This window comes from Actinoplanes sp. NPDC020271, assembly GCF_044388125.1.
Taxonomy (GTDB): Bacteria; Actinomycetota; Actinomycetes; order Mycobacteriales; family Micromonosporaceae; genus Actinoplanes.
This window is the reverse complement of sequence record NZ_JBIRWQ010000017.1, coordinates 1-17,407: the sequence shown is the minus strand read 5'-3', so window position 1 is coordinate 17,407 and position 17,407 is coordinate 1. Positions and strand designations below refer to the sequence as shown.

Annotated in this window: 20 protein-coding genes and 1 pseudogene; 7 read left to right on the top strand and 14 right to left on the bottom strand. The window is 68.8% G+C overall.

Features of this window, described 5'->3' with window-relative positions:
• Positions 1-4: 4 nt before the first annotated feature.
• Positions 5-847: an oxidoreductase gene (locus ACH442_RS30885; RefSeq protein WP_396341636.1), complete on the bottom strand. Its 843-nt coding sequence runs from the start codon at positions 845-847 to the stop codon at positions 5-7.
• Positions 848-948: 101 nt separating this feature from the next.
• Between ACH442_RS30885 and ACH442_RS30880 the strand changes: the two genes are divergently transcribed.
• The gene (locus ACH442_RS30880) at positions 949-1,785 is read left to right on the top strand and encodes a helix-turn-helix transcriptional regulator (protein WP_396341635.1); all 837 of its coding nucleotides are present in this window, start codon (positions 949-951) and stop codon (positions 1,783-1,785) included.
• 258 nt (positions 1,786-2,043) lie between these two features.
• Here ACH442_RS30880 and ACH442_RS30875 read toward each other — a convergent pair whose 3' ends face one another.
• The 4 genes from ACH442_RS30875 to ACH442_RS30860 are packed head-to-tail and all read right to left on the bottom strand — an operon-like array spanning position 2,044 to position 5,494.
• Positions 2,044-2,583, bottom strand: a complete 540-nt coding sequence (locus tag ACH442_RS30875; RefSeq protein WP_396341634.1) for a hypothetical protein — start codon at positions 2,581-2,583, stop codon at positions 2,044-2,046.
• Between the two features lie 39 nt (positions 2,584-2,622).
• On the bottom strand, positions 2,623-3,777 hold the full coding sequence (locus ACH442_RS30870; RefSeq protein ID WP_396341633.1) for an ABC transporter permease: 1,155 nt from the start codon (positions 3,775-3,777) through the stop codon (positions 2,623-2,625).
• A complete protein-coding gene (locus tag ACH442_RS30865) occupies positions 3,774-4,445 on the bottom strand; it encodes an ABC transporter ATP-binding protein (RefSeq protein WP_396341632.1) in 672 nt (223 codons plus the stop codon). Before ACH442_RS30865 ends, ACH442_RS30870 begins: the two co-directional genes overlap by 4 nt.
• The gene (locus ACH442_RS30860; protein WP_396341631.1) at positions 4,442-5,494 is read right to left on the bottom strand and encodes an efflux RND transporter periplasmic adaptor subunit; all 1,053 of its coding nucleotides are present in this window, start codon (positions 5,492-5,494) and stop codon (positions 4,442-4,444) included. Before ACH442_RS30860 ends, ACH442_RS30865 begins: the two co-directional genes overlap by 4 nt.
• Positions 5,495-5,594: 100 nt before the next feature.
• Here ACH442_RS30860 and ACH442_RS30855 point away from each other — a divergent pair, with 100 nt between their 5' ends.
• The 5 genes from ACH442_RS30855 (at position 5,595) to ACH442_RS30835 (ending at position 9,694) form a co-directional block, all read left to right on the top strand.
• On the top strand, positions 5,595-6,269 hold the full coding sequence (locus ACH442_RS30855) for a response regulator (RefSeq protein WP_396341630.1): 675 nt from the start codon (positions 5,595-5,597) through the stop codon (positions 6,267-6,269).
• Positions 6,266-6,787: a hypothetical protein gene (locus tag ACH442_RS30850; RefSeq protein ID WP_396341629.1), complete on the top strand. Its 522-nt coding sequence runs from the start codon at positions 6,266-6,268 to the stop codon at positions 6,785-6,787. Before ACH442_RS30855 ends, ACH442_RS30850 begins: the two co-directional genes overlap by 4 nt.
• Positions 6,788-6,867: 80 nt before the next feature.
• Positions 6,868-7,941, top strand: a complete 1,074-nt coding sequence (locus ACH442_RS30845) for an ATP-binding protein (RefSeq protein ID WP_396341628.1) — start codon at positions 6,868-6,870, stop codon at positions 7,939-7,941.
• A 422-nt stretch (positions 7,942-8,363) separates the two neighbouring features.
• Entirely contained in the window at positions 8,364-8,942 is a 579-nt protein-coding gene (locus ACH442_RS30840) for a SigE family RNA polymerase sigma factor (RefSeq protein ID WP_396341627.1), read from the top strand.
• Between the two features lie 134 nt (positions 8,943-9,076).
• Entirely contained in the window at positions 9,077-9,694 is a 618-nt protein-coding gene (locus ACH442_RS30835) for a hypothetical protein (protein ID WP_396341626.1), read from the top strand.
• A gap of 119 nt (positions 9,695-9,813) precedes the next feature.
• On the opposite strand, the gene ACH442_RS30830 is transcribed toward ACH442_RS30835, so the two are convergent.
• A complete protein-coding gene (locus ACH442_RS30830) occupies positions 9,814-10,431 on the bottom strand; it encodes a TetR/AcrR family transcriptional regulator (protein ID WP_396341625.1) in 618 nt (205 codons plus the stop codon).
• A 147-nt stretch (positions 10,432-10,578) separates the two neighbouring features.
• Between ACH442_RS30830 and ACH442_RS30825 the strand changes: the two genes are divergently transcribed.
• On the top strand, positions 10,579-11,451 hold the full coding sequence (locus ACH442_RS30825) for an SDR family oxidoreductase (protein WP_396341624.1): 873 nt from the start codon (positions 10,579-10,581) through the stop codon (positions 11,449-11,451).
• 209 nt (positions 11,452-11,660) lie between these two features.
• Here the strand turns inward: ACH442_RS30825 and ACH442_RS30820 are convergent, their stop codons facing one another.
• The 8 genes and pseudogenes from ACH442_RS30820 to ACH442_RS30785 all read right to left on the bottom strand — a co-directional run bounded on the left by ACH442_RS30820 (position 11,661) and on the right by ACH442_RS30785 (position 16,496).
• Positions 11,661-12,191: a DUF4345 domain-containing protein gene (locus tag ACH442_RS30820; RefSeq protein ID WP_396341623.1), complete on the bottom strand. Its 531-nt coding sequence runs from the start codon at positions 12,189-12,191 to the stop codon at positions 11,661-11,663.
• Positions 12,192-12,225: 34 nt separating this feature from the next.
• Positions 12,226-12,642, bottom strand: coding sequence for a nuclear transport factor 2 family protein (locus ACH442_RS30815; RefSeq protein ID WP_396341622.1), 417 nt, complete (start codon positions 12,640-12,642; stop codon positions 12,226-12,228).
• 97 nt (positions 12,643-12,739) lie between these two features.
• Complete coding sequence (locus tag ACH442_RS30810) at positions 12,740-13,171, bottom strand: Rrf2 family transcriptional regulator (protein ID WP_396341621.1); 432 nt, start codon at positions 13,169-13,171, stop codon at positions 12,740-12,742.
• A 37-nt stretch (positions 13,172-13,208) separates the two neighbouring features.
• Complete coding sequence (locus ACH442_RS30805; RefSeq protein WP_396341787.1) at positions 13,209-13,454, bottom strand: hypothetical protein; 246 nt, start codon at positions 13,452-13,454, stop codon at positions 13,209-13,211.
• Between the two features lie 95 nt (positions 13,455-13,549).
• Positions 13,550-14,203 (bottom strand): annotated as a pseudogene (locus ACH442_RS30800) (M4 family metallopeptidase); the annotation flags it as partial.
• A gap of 69 nt (positions 14,204-14,272) precedes the next feature.
• Positions 14,273-15,847 carry a WD40 repeat domain-containing protein gene (locus ACH442_RS30795; RefSeq protein WP_396341620.1) on the bottom strand — a complete coding sequence of 525 codons (1,575 nt, stop codon included), beginning with the start codon at positions 15,845-15,847 and terminating at the stop codon, positions 14,273-14,275.
• 108 nt (positions 15,848-15,955) lie between these two features.
• A complete protein-coding gene (locus tag ACH442_RS30790; protein WP_396341786.1) occupies positions 15,956-16,153 on the bottom strand; it encodes a DDE-type integrase/transposase/recombinase in 198 nt (65 codons plus the stop codon).
• Between the two features lie 46 nt (positions 16,154-16,199).
• Positions 16,200-16,496, bottom strand: coding sequence for a hypothetical protein (locus tag ACH442_RS30785; RefSeq protein ID WP_396341619.1), 297 nt, complete (start codon positions 16,494-16,496; stop codon positions 16,200-16,202).
• Positions 16,497-17,407 lie beyond the last annotated feature (911 nt).

Below are 17,407 nucleotides of genomic sequence, written 5' to 3'. Positions count from 1 at the left end.
GGCTTCATTCGACGAAGTCGGTGGAGCGGCTGAGGTCCTCCCAGGCGTCGATGTCGTGATCGACGGCGTCGCGACCGGCCCGGACCACGCGCAGGGCGTCCGAGCCGAGCACGAGGTGCTGCGGCGGTTCAGGAGCGTCGAGGATGCGCAGCACGGCCTCGGCCGCGCGGTCCGGGTCGCCCAGTTGCCGGCCGCTCGCCGTGCGGCGGGCGTCGCGGATCGGCTCGAACAGGGCGTCATAGTCGGCGATGGTGCGTTCCGCGCGGGTCATCGAGCGTCCGGCCCAATCCGTACGGAAGGAACCCGGTTCGACCGCTGTGACCCGGATGCCGAAGCCGGCGATCTCCTTGGCCAGCGACTCGAGGATGCCCTCGAGCGCGTACTTACTGCCGCAGTAGGCGGAGACTCCGGGGAAACCGGCGAGGCCACCCATCGACGTGACACCCACCAGGTGGCCCCGGCGGCGCTCGCGCATGTGCGGCAGGACGGCCTGGATGGTCGCGGCGGCCCCGAACACGTTCACCTCGAATTGGGCTCGCAGCGCCGACAGCGGGGTCTCCTCGAAGGTGCCCTCCAGGCCGTATCCGGCGTTGGCGATCAGCACGTCGATCGGACCGACATTCTTCTCGACGTCGCTCACCACGGCGAACACCGCCTCGTCGTCGGTGACATCGAGGATCCGTGCGTGCGCCCGCTGCGGGTGCAGGCCGGCGAACGACTTCGCGTCCGCATCCGCGCGGACCGTGCCCACGACGGTGTGCCCGGCATTCAGAGCACCGGCTGCAAAGGCACGGCCGAGGCCGCTGCTGACTCCGGTGATCAGAAATATCTTGGCGGTTGATGTCATGCGCCCAGCCTCCGCGCTACCGCCGCAGCCAACCAGGACAAGCTTTCCCTGGGCATCACACACCCAGGAAACCCCGCCCGGTCACGGCCTAACCTCATCACGTGACCGGAAACGAACTCGGCGAGTTCCTGCGCGCGCATCGCTCCCGTCTACGACCGGACGACGTGGGCCTGCCCTCACACGGCCGGCGCCGGGTGAAGGGGCTGCGCCGCGAGGAGGTCGCCGTGCTGGCCGGCATGAACAGCGACTACTACGCCCGGCTGGAACAGGGCCGGGAACGCACCCCGTCGCCGCAGATCCTCGACGCGATCGGCAACGCCCTGCGGATGGACGACCAGGCCCGCGACCACTTGTACCGGCTGGCCGGTTCGGTTCCGGACGCCCGCCGCACGCCGCGGGAGATCGTCAGCCCGCCGCTGCGGCACCTGCTCGACGCGTGCACGAGCGCACCGGCGTTCGTCCTCAATCCGGCCAAGGATCTGCTGGCCGCCAACCCGCTGGCCGAAGCGCTGTTCGAGCCGTTCACCTCGATGGACAACCTGGCCCGGATGACGTTCCTCGACCCGGCCGCCCCGCGGTTCTTTGCCCGCTGGGATCACTTCGCCGAGTCGATCGTGGCGGGCCTGCGCCATGCCGCCGGCGCCCACCCCGGCTATCCACGCCTGCACCAGCTCATCGACGACCTCGGCCGGCGCAGCGAAGCCTTCCACGAGCTCTGGGGTTCGCACACCGTCTACGGCAAGGCTCAAGACGCCATCGAGTTCGACCACCCCGAGGTCGGCTCGCTCTCGCTCGTCTCGCTCTCTTTCGACGTACGCGCTGCGCCCGGCCAGATCCTCGTCGTCTACCAACCCGAGCCCGACAGCGTGACCGCCCAGGCGGTCACCCTGCTCGGCACGCTCCAGGCCACCCGGCACCGTTCACCGGAGGCCAAATAGGGCGTCGACTGAGGTGAACGCGAGGAAGAACGACAGCCTGTTCTACGGCAAGAAGCACATGTCCGGGCGACGTGCGGACCGGCTACCACCGCACCATGACGAGCTTCCCCGATGTGTTACGCACCGTCACCGCCGTCGTCCGGTGGCGCACCCGCAGGTGGTGGCCGGCACGCACGGCCGGCCGCGCACAGCCGTGATCTGCCGTCCCGCCGAACGCCCGGCGCGCGCCTGCGTGCCGGGCGTGGCGACGGCCATCAATCAGTCGTTGCCGTAGCCGGCGATGGCCTCGCGGAACGCCTCGCGCTCGCATGCGTCCTGGTCCTCGTCGGCCCTGATGAACTCGGCGGTGCTCGCGTAGGCGATCTTCGGGCCGTCCGGGTCGACACGCGCCTGGTAGCCCTTCCCCTTCAGGCAAGCGACGGCAGCACGCAGCCGGTCGGCGAAGTCCGGGTCAGTGCGCCGTTCCCGATCCAGCCAGCTCTCCGGCTGTTTGACCGCGCACTTCTTCGCGGCGGCCCCGTTCAGGTCACCGCTGGCTTTGCCGTAGTTGCCCGCGTCGTCCTTGGCGACCTTGAGGCCGGCCTCCTCCAGGCACTTGCCATAGGCATTCGTCAGCATCCTGATGTCGGCCTCGGTGGCGTCCGGCCGGATGACCGGTCGTTCCTCGCCCGCCGCCGGGGTGGCGGCCTTGGTGGTGGACGGCGATTCGAGAGTCACCACGCCCGGTGTGGAGGGTTCCTCGGCGCTGCAGGCCGTGAGGGACAACGCGGCCACCATCAAAAGAACAATTCGTTTCATAATGTACGATCCTTCTCGTTAACTATGTGAATCTTGTGATCACGCGGACGCCAGCGCCTCGACCGGTGTGAGACGGGCGGCCCGGGCCGACGGATAGACCCCGGCCAGCGCGCCGACCAGCAGCGCTCCGCCGAGCCCGGCCACGGTCGCCGGCACCGGGATCACCACCGGCCAGCCGTGTTGCAGCGCCCACCCGGCCCCGGCCAGGACGCCGAGCGCGGTTCCGGCGACGCCCCCGAGCGCGGAGAGGGCCACCGCCTCGGTGAGGAACTGGGCGCGGATGTGGCTGCGGCTGGCGCCGAGCGCGCGGCGCAGACCGATCTCGCCCCGCCGTTCCAGCACGGACACCACCATCGTGTTCGCCACTCCGACCCCACCGACCACCAGCGCCACCGCGGCCAGACCGAGGAACAGCCCGGCGTACGTGTTCTCGGTGGCCCGTTTCGCCGCCAGCGCATCCGACGGCCGGGTGACCTGCACGTTCCCCGGACTCTGCGGGTTGACGGTGGCGGGCAGCACGGCCCGGACATCCTCGATGGCGGCCTCGTGCGCGCGCACGTAGAGCACGGTCGGGTGTCCGTCGAAGCCGAGGTAGGTCCGGGCGGCCGGCCAGCCGACCAGCGCCGCACGGTCGATGTCCGGGGACAGCGGGGTGGTGTCCAGGATCCCGGTGACGGTGAAGAGCCGGTCGCCCACCATGATCTGCACGTCCGGAGCGGTCACGCCGAGCCGGGCGGCGGCGACCGAGCCGAGCACCACGGACGGGAACCCGGCGGTCGCCTCGGTCAGCCAGGCGCCCCGGTCGACGCCGACGTCCAGCACCTCGGGCACGTCAAGGTGTGCGGCCAGCACGGTGAGACCGGCGCCGTCACCGATGTCGGAGCGATCGGAACGGCGTACCACCGCGTGGGTGTTGGCGACCGCGCTGGCCGCCAGGACCGGGGCGATGCGCTCCACCATGGCCACCGACTCCTCCGGCATCGGCGCTTGCCCCTGCGGGGCGGTGGCCTGCAGCATGTTGGTGCCGAGGGCGGACAGCTCACGCATCAGCGCGGCGCTGCTGGAAGCCGGGATGCAGGTGACCACGACCATGGTGGCGATGCCGATCGCGATGCCCAGCGCGGACAGCACGGCACGGGCCGGCCGGGTGCGCAGCCCGAGCAGACCCAGACCGAGGAGATCCAGAGCGGTCATCTCGTACGGTCCGAGACCAGGCGCCCGTCACGGATCTCCACGCAGCGCGGCATCGACGCGGCGATCTGCCGGTCGTGGGTGATCACCGCGATGGTGGTGCCCTCCGCGTGCAGCCGTTGCAGCAGCGCCAGCACCGCGTGACCGTTCTTGGTGTCCAGCGCGCCGGTCGGTTCGTCGGCCAGCACCAGCGCCGGCTCGTTGGCCAGCGCGCGGGCGATCGCCACCCGCTGCCTTTCCCCGCCGGAGAGCTGGTGCGGGTGGTGCCCCGCGCGGTGGGACAGGCCGACCCGGTCGATCGCGGCCAGGGCCATCGACCGCCGTAACCGCCGGGGTACACCCGCGTAGAGCAGCCCGGCGGCCACGTTCTCAGCCGCGGTCATCCCGTCGGTGAGGTGAAATCGCTGGAAGACGAAGCCGAGCCGCCGGGCCCGCAGCCGCGACAGCTTCGCGTCGGAGAGCCCGGCGACGTCCTGGCCGTCGATACGAACCGTGCCGCCGGTCGGGCAGTCCAGGGTTCCCATGATGTTGAGCAGCGTCGACTTGCCGGAGCCGGACGGGCCGACGATCGCCAGCAGCTCGCCCTGGCCGATGCGCAAGGACACCTGGTCGAGAGCGACGACCCCGCCCGGGTACGTCATCCGGGCACCGCACACCTCGATGACGTTCATGACGACGTCACCACCGTCGTCCCCTCGGCCAGCCCTTCGCCCTCGACCTCGACCAGGCCGCCGGCGAAGATGCCGACCTGTACGGCTACGGTCGGGCCGTCGGCGAGCTGCACCGCGTACCCGCCCTCCCGCAACGCCAACAGCGCGCCCACCGGAACCGCGAGGACTCCTTTACGAGTCTCGATGTTCAGGTCGACGGTGACGTCGGCGCGATCGAGCCGGTCGGCTGCCTTGGGGTCCTCGGTGACCACGGTGACCGCGATCTTCGGCCCGCCGGACCCGTCCTCGGCCGGGGTGGTGCCCCGCCCGACCGTGGCCACCTGCCCCGGTGCGACCGTGCCGTCCGGCAGGTTCACGCTGACCGGGTCGCCGCGGCGGATCGTGGAGGCCCGGGCCGGGTCGGCCAGCAGGGTGATCACTTTGCGGGTGGCGGTGACGGTGAGAAGTTCGGAGGCGGCCGGGTCGCCGCTCTGCGCGGTGACCGAGTCGACGCGCACTGCGCCGCTCTGCACGGCGATGTCGCCGGCCGCGAGGGTTCCGGTCTCCGGCAGTCCGGTGTCGCGTTGCCAGAGGCGGACCACTTTGCTCAGTTGCCCGGTCCAGACTCTGGTCCTGCCGTCCTTGGACTCCTGGTCACCGACCCGGTAACCCAGTGCGGCCAGGTTGTCGGCGACGATCTTCACGTCCCGCCCGGTGATGCCGGGCTCGCCGAGCGGCCGGTAGAGCGGCAGGGCGCCGTAGAACAGCGGCACCGGCAGGTCGTCGACCCGGTAGAGCGTCTTGCCGCGGGTGATCGTCACCCCGGCCGCGGGCAGCCAGGTGATGATGCCGGTCCGGGTGCTCTTCACCGTCCGGGACGGGCCGAAGCCGAGGGCGCCGGACAGTTGATCGCGGGCCGACAGGTCGGTGCGCACGATCTCCTGCCGGGCGGGAGCCGGCTTCGTGTCCGCGACCGGCGCCGGTGCGTCGTTCAGGTGGTAGGCGACAGCGGCGGCGCCCGTCAGGACCACGGCCAGCGCCGCGGCGGCGACTTGTCGAACGGTTGACATGCTCGCCGAGCATCACTACGGATTGTGTGAATCCTGTGCGATCAGGCATGTGAGTTCAATCGAAGATCAGAGCAGCTCTCGTCGCTTACCATCTCCGGCCATGTGCGCGAACGTGCTGGTAGCAGAGGACGACCCCAGGCAGGCGGAGGTCCTGCGCCGCTACCTGGAGGCCGAGGGCCACCACCCCATCATGGTCGCCGACGGTGAACAGGCGGTCGCCGCGATCCGGGCCGGGAACGTCGATCTGGCGGTGCTGGACGTGCTGATGCCCGCCCTCGACGGGGTGGCCGCCTGCCAGCTCATCCGCGCCCGCTCCGACGTACCGGTACTGATGCTCACCGCGCTCGACGAGGACGACGACGTGCTTCTCGGCCTGGACACCGGCGCCGACGACTACGTGACCAAGCCGTACAGCCCGCGGCAGTTGATGGCCCGCATCCGGACCCTGCTGCGGCGTGCGCCGGCCGCCCCGCGTGACATCCGGCGCGTCGGCGCGCTCAGCGTCGACATGGACCAGCACCTGATCCAGCTCGACAGCCGCGACATCGCCTGCACGCCCGACGAGTTCGGCATCCTGGCCGCGCTCGCCGGCGCCCCGGACCGGGTGTTCAGCCGGGCGCAGCTGCTGACACACACCGCCGGCCTGCACCGCGAATCCACCGAGCGCACCATCGACTCGCACATCAAGAACCTGCGCAAGAAGATCGAGGACGATCCGCGCCGGCCGGCCCGGCTGCTGACCGTGTACGGCGTCGGCTACAAGCTGGTCGCGTGAGACTGTCCTGGCGGCGCAGTCTCGTCGTCCGCCTGCTCGCCACCTCGATCGTGATCGCGGTGTGCGCCATCGCGGCCACCGCCTGGCTCGCTGTGCAGACCACCACCCGCACCCTGCGCCAGGAGCAGGGCCAGGTGCTGGCCGACGACCGGGCCCTGTACGACCTGCTGCTCGCCCACGCCGCCACCGCCACCACCTGGGACGGCGTGGAGAGGATTCTGCAGACCGGCCGCCGCGACCGGCGCATCACGCTGCTGGCCGAGGACGGCGCCCTGATCGCGGAGACCGCGCCCGGCCCCTCCCTGCGCGACGTCCGGCCCTCCGCCCTGGTCGACCCGCTCAACGTGGACCTGAGCATCGCGGGCGGCAGCCAGCGGATCGACCCCCGAGTGGTCGGTCCGTACCAGCTGACCGACACCGAGATCGCCGGCTCTGACAAGGGCGCCAACGTCTACCTGTGGTGCCTGTTCCAAGCCGGGATCACCGGAAGACGCAGCACCCCGCCCGCTGCCGGCTGAGCGGCGCGATCAGGCCGACCGAGCGGAAACCGCTGCGGGAACTGACCGCGGCGACCGCACGCTGCGCCGGGCTCACGGCTGTGAAGGGGGCTATCTGGTTCAGCCCCGTCGACTTCGCGCTCACCGACGCCGCCCCGGCCGGCGGTCAACGATTGCACGAGTGCGCCTTCCAGGCCCGGCAGGCCCAACTACGGCCGTACGTCGCCCCGGCAGCTCTGCTGTACGTGACCGATCCGTCCTCCGCGGCCGCGCCTGCAGCCTACGACCTGTCCCGGGACAACCTGACCCGGATTGCCGTCGTCACCACTGCGGTACTGGCCGCCGCGATAGTGATCACCATTCTGGCCGGCCGCCGTCTGGTCCGGCCGCTGACCCGGCTCACCGAGGCCGCCGTCAAGGCCGAAGGATTCCCGGTCGTCGCCGCCGAACGCCGCGACGAGATCGGCCACCTCGCCGCCGCCCTCGACGACCTCGACACCCGCCGCCGTGCGACGGAACGCCGCCGCCGCGAAATGATCGGCGACATCGCCCACGAATTACGCAGCCCGCTCACCAACATCCGCAGCTGGCTGGAGGCCGCGCAGGACGGGTTGACCCCGATCGACCGCCCGCTGGTCGACCTGGTCCTGGACGAGGCCGTCCTGCTCCAGCGGGTGATCAACGACCTGCGTGACCTGGCCGCCGCCGACGCCGGCCACCTACGTCTGCACCCGACCGACTGCGACATCGCGGAGGTACTGCGACAGGTGGCTGACTCCCACAACGGCACCGCCGCCCCCGCCGGCGTCACCCTGATCCTCCCCGACGGCCCACCCACCCGGGTGACAGCCGACCCGGAACGACTCCGTCAGATCCTCGGCAACCTGCTCTCCAACGCCATCCGGCACACTCCCCCCGGCGGAACGGTCACCCTGCGCCCCCTCCCGAACGGTGCCGAGGTGGCCGACACCGGCAGTGGCATCGCCCCAGATGATCTTCCCCGGATCTTCGACCGCTTCTGGCGCGCCGACAGCTCCCGCAGCCGCAGCACCGGAGGCAGCGGCCTGGGACTGGCCATATCCCGGAAACTGGCCCGGGCCCACGGCGGCGACCTGACCGTCCACAGCGTCCCGGGCGCCGGCACCGTCTTCACGCTCACCCTGCCGGCGCGCTGATCCGGGATCGGCGACACCGTCATCGTCGCCGGCCGGATCCGCGACGTCGAAACCTTCGCCGAACAAGTCGCTTCCTCCGACGCCGCCGGACCACACCGAGCCGAACGCTGATCCCCACAGCCAAGAACAACCAAGCCCCGCAGGTAGCAGGACGCCACGTTCCGCATCGGTTGTTGTTGACCACGACGACGAGGGCGACGAAGTAGCCGAGGATTCCGTCGACGGTCCGCAGTAGCGTGCGGACCATCGCTGAGACGAAGCCTGGACTGCTCGATCGTCGTGAGGGTCTCGTCAAGGTCGCGGTGCTGTCGTTGCACGTATCGACCCCAGGCCTCAGCGGCAGTCCCGAGCGCGGACACCGGTGAGATGAACTTCAAGTGGTCTCGCCCTCATGCAACCTTCCACCGCGCCGAAGGGTCAGGGTGGGTGTGAAACAGGACAGCAGCTCGGGCAAGTCCGAGCGCGACGAGCAGTTCCACGATTTCGTGGCCGATCGGCGCAAGTGGCTGCTGCAGACCGCGCGGCTGCTGACGGCCGGCGATCCGCACCTGGCCGAAGATCTGGTACAGACAGCGCTGACCAAGCTCTACGTCTCCTGGGCGGCGTTCCGGCGGGCGGACAACCCGGACGGCTATTTGCGCCGAGTGCTGGTCAACGCTTTCCTCAGGGAACGCCGTCGATCCTGGTGGCGTTTCGAGCGGCCGTCCGATCGCCTGCCGGACCGCGCCGAGGCGCAGTCGGTATCGGTCGACCTGGATCCGGAGCTGTCCCGCGCGCTGAGTCAGTTGCCGCGGCGGATGCGCGCCGCGGTCATTCTGCGCTTTTTCCACGACCTGGACGTCGCCGAAACAGCGGCGGCACTGAGCTGCTCGACCGGAACGGTCAAGAGTCAGACCGCCCGAGCTCTCGACAAGCTACGGGTGGCCCTGGGCCAGCCCGCAGCACCGCGTAACCCGCCTGCCCCGAACACCCGATTCAAGGAACAGGAACTCATCCGATGATGGATCTTCAGAGCCGCCTGCAGCACCTGGCCGGTCCCGCCGACGAGACACCGGCCGGCGTCATCGAGGACGACCTGGCTCGCGGACGCCACGCCGTCCGGCGCAACCGCGTTGTCCGAGTGGCCGCCGGGTCAGTGTTCAGTATCGCGGCCGTCGCGGCTGCGCTGTCGCTGGGACCTGGGCTGGTCGGTGGACCGGCCCAGAATTCGCCGGCCTCGGCCCAGAGCACGAACGGTACGCCCGCGGGGATCAAGCTCGTCGGTTACACCGGGCAGCAGCCAAACCTGTTCACGATCGACATGGTGCCGGAGGGATTCTTCATCCAGGGTCAGAACGGCTACGAACTGGTCCTGGCACCGGAGAAAGCCAAGACACCCGACCCGGCCAAGCCTGACCTTTCCGACCCTAAGATTTACACCGACAAGATCGCGGTTTACCTGCAGAACAAGGACTTCACGGTCGAGCCCGGCGGTGACGAAAAGCTGACGATCAACGGTAAGCCGGCCGCGCTGCGATACATACACACCGGCGAGGGCACCCCGGACGAGGGAACCGCCGTGGAAGCGACCCAGATCTTCGTCGTTCAAGCGCCCCACGTCTACCTCACCGTCCAGTTCGACGCCAGCACCGGCCTGACAAAAGAACAGATGATCAAGGTCGCCGGTGGCATCAACCTCACCGCTGAGGCCGTCGCCAAGGCCGAGAAGGGTTACGCCGCACAGACGGAGAATTCCAAGACCGGCAAAAAGTAGGGCGCGATCAGTCAAGACCCGGCCGCGTCGGCGATTCGCCGACGCGGCCGGAAGCATAGGCCCAGCGACCGGCAAGCCCTGCTTCGCCGCCTGGTAGCGAAGGGAATGCGTCGGGTCCGTCAGCGGCGTGTTGCGGGGAGCAGCACCCTGTCGATGATCGAGGCCAGGAACTCCCGGTCGAACGGTTTGCGCTGGATGATGGCCCGATAGGCCGCCATGGACGGCAGGACCGAGGCCAACGTGTCCACGTCGGCGGCCGGGTCGACCTCGCCTCGACCGATGGCCCGGCGCAGCAGCACGCGGTTCGCCTCGGTCCACGGCTCGACTATCGCGTTGTTGGCCGCGTCAGCGAGCCCGAGGTCCTGGCTCAGCATCGAGGCCAGACCGGCCATGACCGCGAACTGGCGCTCGGCGTCCGCAGGTGACGTCGGGCGGAACAATGCCAGAAGGTCGCCACGCAGGCTACCGGTGTCGGCCGGCACGAGCCCGCCTTGCCGCCGCTGGAGCTGGGCCACCGCCTCGAGGACCAGCTCCGACTTCGACGGCCAGCGCCGGTAGAAGGTCGCCTTGCCGGCCCGGGCCCGCGCCGCGACCGCGTTCATCGTCATGCCCGCATAGCCGACCTCGGCCAGGACGTCCAGCGCGGCTTCCAGGATCGCCTCGTCGCGGTCGTGATCGCGCTTACGGCCCGGACGCGGGCGCTCGGTGTCCGGGCTCCCGGTGTTGTTCGCGGCCATGCGCTCTCCCTGTCGTGATACGCCCGTCGTTGTGACGCACGATACCAACGAGTTCCGGTACCCGCTGGTTTCGATATCCTTGCGAGAGGTATCTGGAAGACGAACGCGGGCCGGTCCGGGGCCCGCACGGACACCAGGAGTACGACAGTGACAATCACGATCACCGGAGCGACCGGAAGTGTCGGCGGCAAGACCCTCCGGCTCCTGCACGAGGCCGGCACCGAGGTGCGGGCGGTCGCTCGCCGCCAGGACCAGGTCGACCGGTTCGCCCAGCAGGGCATCGACGCGGCGCGGGCCGACCTCGACGACGTCGATGCGCTGACCAAGGCGTTCGCCGGCGCCGACCAGGTGATGCTGCTCGCCGCGGCCCGCCCGTCGCAGGCACCGCACGGCGCCAACGTCGTCCGGGCGGCCCAGCGGGCCGGTGTCCGAGCCATCGTGCAGATCTCAGCGTCGGACGCGACGGCGACGTCACCGATCCCCTGGGCGCAGGCCAACTGGCACACCGAGCAGTACGTCAAACTGTCCGGGCTGGAGTGGACGATCCTGCGCCCGTCGGCGTACATGGACAACCTGACACAGTCCGCCGCCGCCATCGCACGTGGCTTCTATCCTCAGACCACCGGCTCGGGCGCCATCGCCTGGACCGACACGCAGGACGTGGCCCGGGTGGCCGCGACCGTTCTGCAGGCTGGCCGGCACACCGGGCAGACCGCGCTGATCACCGGACCCGACCTGCTCACCTCGACTCAGGTCGCCGCGACCTTCTCCCGCGTTCTCGGCCGCCCGGTCCGCTACGTGCCCCTACCGAGCCGGGTGTTCGCCACGGCCGTGCGGCTGGGCGGCGCCGACGCCTGGATGGCCGAGGGCCTACGGCAGCAGTTCGCCCGGGTGGTGCGTGGGCGGCTCGACAACGTCGACGCCTGCACCGACGACGTACAGCGCATCACGGGCCACCCGGCAACCTCCCTGGCCACATGGATCGAAGCCCACCGGGACCACTTCGACCGGCGCCGGTGACGTCCGTCCGCAGCGTGCCGGCCATCCAAGCGTCAGGCGGACGCCGGCGAGGCTCACATGCCCCGGGAAGCTCGCGTCACCATGGCCGAGTGACCACCCGTTCTCCGGTCAGCCGGAGATAATCGCCAACCTGTCCTAACGCGGCCGGAGTTAGCACGGTCAGTCTCCGGCGGCCGCGGATGCAGCCCACTCACGGGTCGGATCGGAGGCTAGGTGGCCGGAGGCCGAACCATCGGGTACACGCGGCAATGCCAGACCAGGAGCGCGGGTATAACCAACAGTTCGACGGCCATGGACACCCGGAACGGAACCGGCGGTGGGCCGGCCAGAATGACGCCCAGCAACCGCGCCACGCCGCCGAGCACCATGACACCGAGCAGTGCCCGGGTCACGGCGGCCCGTCGCTGCGGCACGCGCAACGACCACCAGAGCAGTACACCCGCCGCTGTCCACCACACTCCCAGAAAACGGTATTCGCTGTCGAGGTAAGCAGTGCCACTCGTGTCGTCGGGGCTGAAGCTCAAGCCTCCTACGACCGCGGTCACCCCAGTGGCTATCGGGATGGCACCCAGTACAGCCAACAGGGTGAGCAGAATCCTTCGGTTCATGATCTCAATGATGGTCGGCTGCGGGAATGTGCAACGCGACCCGTTGGCCGCCTCTACGGGTACCCAGTCGTCCCGATCGACATCGTCCGGCAGCGACTGTGGGCTTTCCCAGGCGGGATGACGGCGGCTCATGTGCCCGAAGCCCGGGCACATGAGCCCGCGTCACTCAGCCGGCGTTGAAGGCCTTGTCGACGATCAGCGTGTCCTCGTAGAGGTTCAGCCGAACGATCTGACCGTTCTCGATTGTCAGATGGATCGCCGCCGGGGTGGTGAACTCCTTACCGGTGGCCACGACGGTGTGCGTCCAGACCGCCAGCACGATCACGTCGCCACCGTCGGCGATGATGCCCTTGAGATCGACCACGCTCTTGCCGGGCACGAAGTGCGGCCACATCGTGGTGAAGTACGGCGCGACCTCCTCCCGGCGAGAGCGGCGTCCGGTCCACGGCAGCGTGTCACTGCCGGGGACGTACCAGTCGATCTCTTGGCTGAACAGCTCCTGGATGCCCTCAGGGTCCTGCTCACCCAGGCGTTGCAAGAACTTCTGGGCCACGGTCCGCGAGGTCTGTGTGTCTGCTCTCATCGGTCTCGTCCTTTGTCCAGGCACTGCAACAGTGCGAAAGATGTAACAAAGTTTGTTACAACAAGAGGCGTGAAAAGCCCACACCCACGTGGAAGGGTCAGGCGACTTCGAGGGTGTCCCGCAGCACGTCTTCCAGGTTGGTCTTGGCCAACTCTTGACGCAGAGCGGCCTCAATGCCGCCGTAGATGCCTTTCAGCGCAGGTGCGATGCCGTGACCCACGACGCATCCAGGGTCAGGCGTCGCGGGATGCATGGCAAAGACCGGCCCCGGCTCGATGGCTTCATAGACGTCCAGCAGGGTGATGGCTGCGAGATCCCGGCCCAGCATCCAGCCCGCGCCGGCCCCGCGCCGCGAGACGACCAGACCTGCCCGGCTCAGCAGGGAGAGCAGGCGGCGGATCACCACCGGGTTGGTGTTGACGCTCGTCGCGATCTGCTCGGAGGTGGCCACCTCGTGGCCGCGCTGCTGATACAGGCCGATCCAGGTCAGTGCGTGTGTAGCTATGGTCAGTCTGCTGTTGGCACTCACATCGCCTCCCACTCGCTTCCAGTCGTAACTATACCCGTTACGACTGAAGGGAGTCCTTGGCCAAGAAAATGGGCACGATTCCCTGAGGCCCGTGGTCCTTCCCGACGGCGAGGCAGGTCAGGGCAGGCCGATCGGGCGCAGTACCCGGTCGACGCCGTGGACAATCCGGCGATTGTCCTTGCTGCCCGCAAAGTCCAGGTGCCGCGTCTGAAGGCCCGGCCTTGCGGGCGCCTGCGTAGTTGGTGTTCGACACCATGTACACGGCGAGCGCGCGGTACCAGATCTGCGCCGCCTTGTCGTTGCCGATGCCGGTGACAGGGCCGGCACTGCCGCACGGGGTGCTGGTGCCCCACTCGGTCGTCCCGCTGCCACCGCCAGGTTGTAGAAGAACCTGTTACCGATCCCGGACAGGCGGTGCACGTCGGGTTTGAGGTCCTTGAGATCCTCGCTCCAGCAGGAGACCGACTTGCCGTCCAGGCTCGGCTCGTCCATCCGGCGCAGGGCTGGGCCGCGGGTCTCGGTCTTCTCTCCGACCAGGTAGTCGGCCGGGTCGGCGGGATTCTGCGCGGCGAACTCGACGAGCGTGCCGAAAATGTCGCTGCTGGCCTCGTTCAGCCCGCCGGACTCGCCGACGTAGGTCAGGCTCGCGGTCGCGTCGGTGAGGCCGTGCGCCACCTCGTGCGCCACCACATCCAGCGAAGTGAACGGCCTGGCGCCGGGTGCCCCGTCGCCGAACATGAGGCAGTTGCACTGGCTGGAGAAAGACGCGTTGGCCTCGTCGACGTCGTAATACACGTACGCCGGGAGGCCTTTCCCGTCGTCGCCGACGCCGTTGCGACCGAACGTGTCGCGGAAGTAGTCCCAGGTGCGGGCAAGGCCGTAGTGCACGTCGACGGCATCGGACGCCCGGTCGGCGCGGGTGAAACGACCACTATCGCGATACGCGTACAAAGCCTCCGCGTCGACCGACGCACCTACCAAGCCGCCCTCGAAATCACCGCCTTGACGCCCGCCGACGGCCCGCAACTTCACGGCCGTGGGCTTTAGACCGCTTCGACACCATGACTTCCCGATCACTCAACCCAACAGCGCCGCCTGGCCTCACAGTGGCCAGGTGCGGAGATCGCCGTCGCTGCCTCCGGTCACCGCGACCAGCATGCCGTCGACCTCGGCCAGGGCGGCTGCGCGGACCTTGCCGATGTGGCCGATTCGTGGCCCGCCGATCGCGGTTGCTGCGCTCAGGTCCCAGAATCGGACGGTGCCGTCGAGTCCACCGGTCACCGCCACGGTCCGGCCGTCGAGTTCGGCGGTGGCCAGGGCGTTCACCTGGCCCTCGTGCCCGGCGAGTGCGACGTCGACCGGGTTCTCGGCACCGAACTCCCGCAGTCGCAACAGGCCGTCCACTCCGGATCCGGAGACCAGGGTGGGCCGTCCGCCGACCGCGGTGACGGTGACCGGCTTGCGCATGACGATCCCGCCGAAGCCGCCGCCGACCAGCGGCTCGCCGAGCTTGTCACCCTCGGCCAGGTCCCAGACCTGCAGAGCGATTTCATCCTGGTCGTAGTCGCCGTACCCATCCTCCGGGTGGTCCTCCAGCACGGCGTAGAGGGTGCCGTCCAACGCGGCGAACGCGCAGGAGGCGGCCCAATCGTCGAGCGGTCCGGCGACGAGTTCCCCGGTGGTCAGATCCCACACGCGGGTCCGGTTGTCGGACTGTTTACCGATACCGACCGTCATGCCGTTCCAGTGAGCGATGGTGAACACGTCGGTCGAATATCTGGTGTCGATCGGGTCGCCCACGATCTCGCCGGTGGTCAGGTCCCAGCGGCGCAGGGTGCGGTCGGCGGCCGAGACCGCGACGGCCCGGCCGTCGAGTTCGGTGATCCTGATGGAACGAACCCAATCGTCATGGCCGTGCAGCGTCGTGCCGGCCTGCGTCAGCCCGTCGGGTCCCAGATCCCACAGGCGAAGCGTGCCTGCTTCGTCGCCGCTGATCACGAATGGGAGCCCGTGGAGTCGTCCGGTCGCCACGGCGGTGATCGGGACGCCCGTGGCCGACGGGGCCGGCGTGCCCAGGGATGCCCCAGACCGTAGATCCCACAGCCGTACCGACTCGTCGATACCAGCGGTGACCAGAATGTTCCCGAGAATGGCGACTGCGTCGACGCGTTGTTCGTCGGCGACGACGGTCAGGATCTCCTCGGTGGTGGTGAGGTCATGGACGGTGACGGTGGTTCCGGATGCGACGGCCACCACCGGCCGGCCGTCGATCGTGGTGACGGCGGCACCACGTGCCCAGCGGTTCGGCAGGGCCACAGGCACCCCGACGGGTTCGCCTGTGGCACGGTCCCTGACAGTCAGCACGGTGTCGGCGAGTTCGACGGTGTACGGCGGCAGCGTAGCCCGTACCAGACTGTCCTGATCTTGATCTTGATTTTGCGTGATCGAGGTCCAGGCGCCGGTTTCCAGGTCGATGGCACGCCGGACGCTCGCGCCGGTGACGATCGCACCGGGCCGTCCGTCCAGATCTGCCGCAACGAGCCGAAGCGCATGGTCGATTCCGGTCGGCAGGGTGCATAGGCGGGTCACGGTGCCGGGGTCGATCACCTCCAGGACCGGGCCCTCACAGGCGACGACGAGAGGACGTTCCGGGCTTCCGGCAGCGACGACGAACATTCGCGGAACCTTAGTCACCACTCGCGGGCCGGAAGTTGTCTGCCCCAGAATTGGGCGCTGTTGCGTTGTTCGACCGGGAGACGTGTCCGGCCTGGTCCGGCCGCCGGGTCAGATCGCGGTGGCGAGTTCGGTGAACGCGGCGGCCACGCCTTGCCGGGCTGGAGTTTCAGTGGCGATCTCGTAGTGTCCGCGGCGAAGATTCTGGACGAAGGCGTGCCCGGCGATCACGGTCTGGGCGGTCCGGTCGATGCGTAACCCGCGCATCGATCGGAGTCGCTGTTTCAGTCGGCTGCGACAGGCCTCGATCGCTCAACGCAACAGAGCCGCTCGGCACGGCCGAGCAACCCGTCGCTCACGCCGCCTCCAGATCACGAGCCGACAGATAGACCCCGTGTTTACGGAACGCGGCCGGCGCCGGCACCAGGGCCTCCATCCGCTTGGACGGCAGCGACGACGGGAACCATGGCGTGTCCAAGATCCGGTGCCGCGACCACGACGGCGGCGCCAGATCCAGCCCCGCGGCCAGATGCTCGGCCATCGCCGCCAGTAATACGCCCCACTCCCGGTCGCCGATCACCGGCGGCTCCTCGGCGACCAGCAGAGGCCGATCCTCGACCGGAGCCCACCGGAGTTCCTCGAAGAACTCCACACAAGCTTCCAGCGAACCTTCGCGTCACCCTCACGGGCGAGTCGGCCGGCCAGAACGACCAAGGTCATCGGCTGATAAGTCATGCCCGGAAACGCCATTCCACCGCGGATCGACAGCCGAACGACACGCGATCACCCAGGGATCACCCACCGTCCACATTCTGGGACAGTGCGGCTCGAAGATGGGAAACGAAAAGGCCGTGACCACTATATCCGCAGGTCACGGCCTTGATCGTTGGTGCGCCCGAAGGGACTCGAACCCCTAACCTCCTGATCCGTAGTCAGATGACTAGTAGTTTCTAGTACACTCCGTAACCACTCGGACCCCGAACCGTTCAAAAGGCATTCTCGCAGCTCAGAGGCGCTTTACGTTCCAGCAGGTCAGGGCCGAGTTTATGATTCCAGGCCCGCCGCTAATCCTTCGGACCGCTCGAACGTGCTGATTTAGTCGCGCCCGTGCTGGAACGGTCGCCGACATCCAATCACCCACGGATCACCCAGCAGCGCCGTCACTCTCGTTAGAACACAGACGGAACGCCGCTGGTCAGGCCGAACCGTGAGGCCCATTCCGCCGAGCAGATAGCGTCGATGCTGCTGTCAAGGCAACATTCGATCACCGGCGGATCCGCCACCGGCGACAGCACCGCGGCGCGGCTATCCGCCGAGGCCGCCACATCGCTTCGCCGAGGAACGCGAAACGTCGACGCGGCCGGCCACGGTGCCCGGACAGCGGCAGAAGAGGGCGCTGCTGCACCTCAAGTGCGGCGCGGCTAGTCTCTTTCCTCACGCGCCGGGTGAAAGCAAATGGGAAAGTGCGCTAGTACGGCAGCCGCCATTCGTGAGGTGACCTCGGGTCCCGCGGGAACGAGGACGGCCACCGCATGATCGTCTGTGCGTTGTGGACACAACATT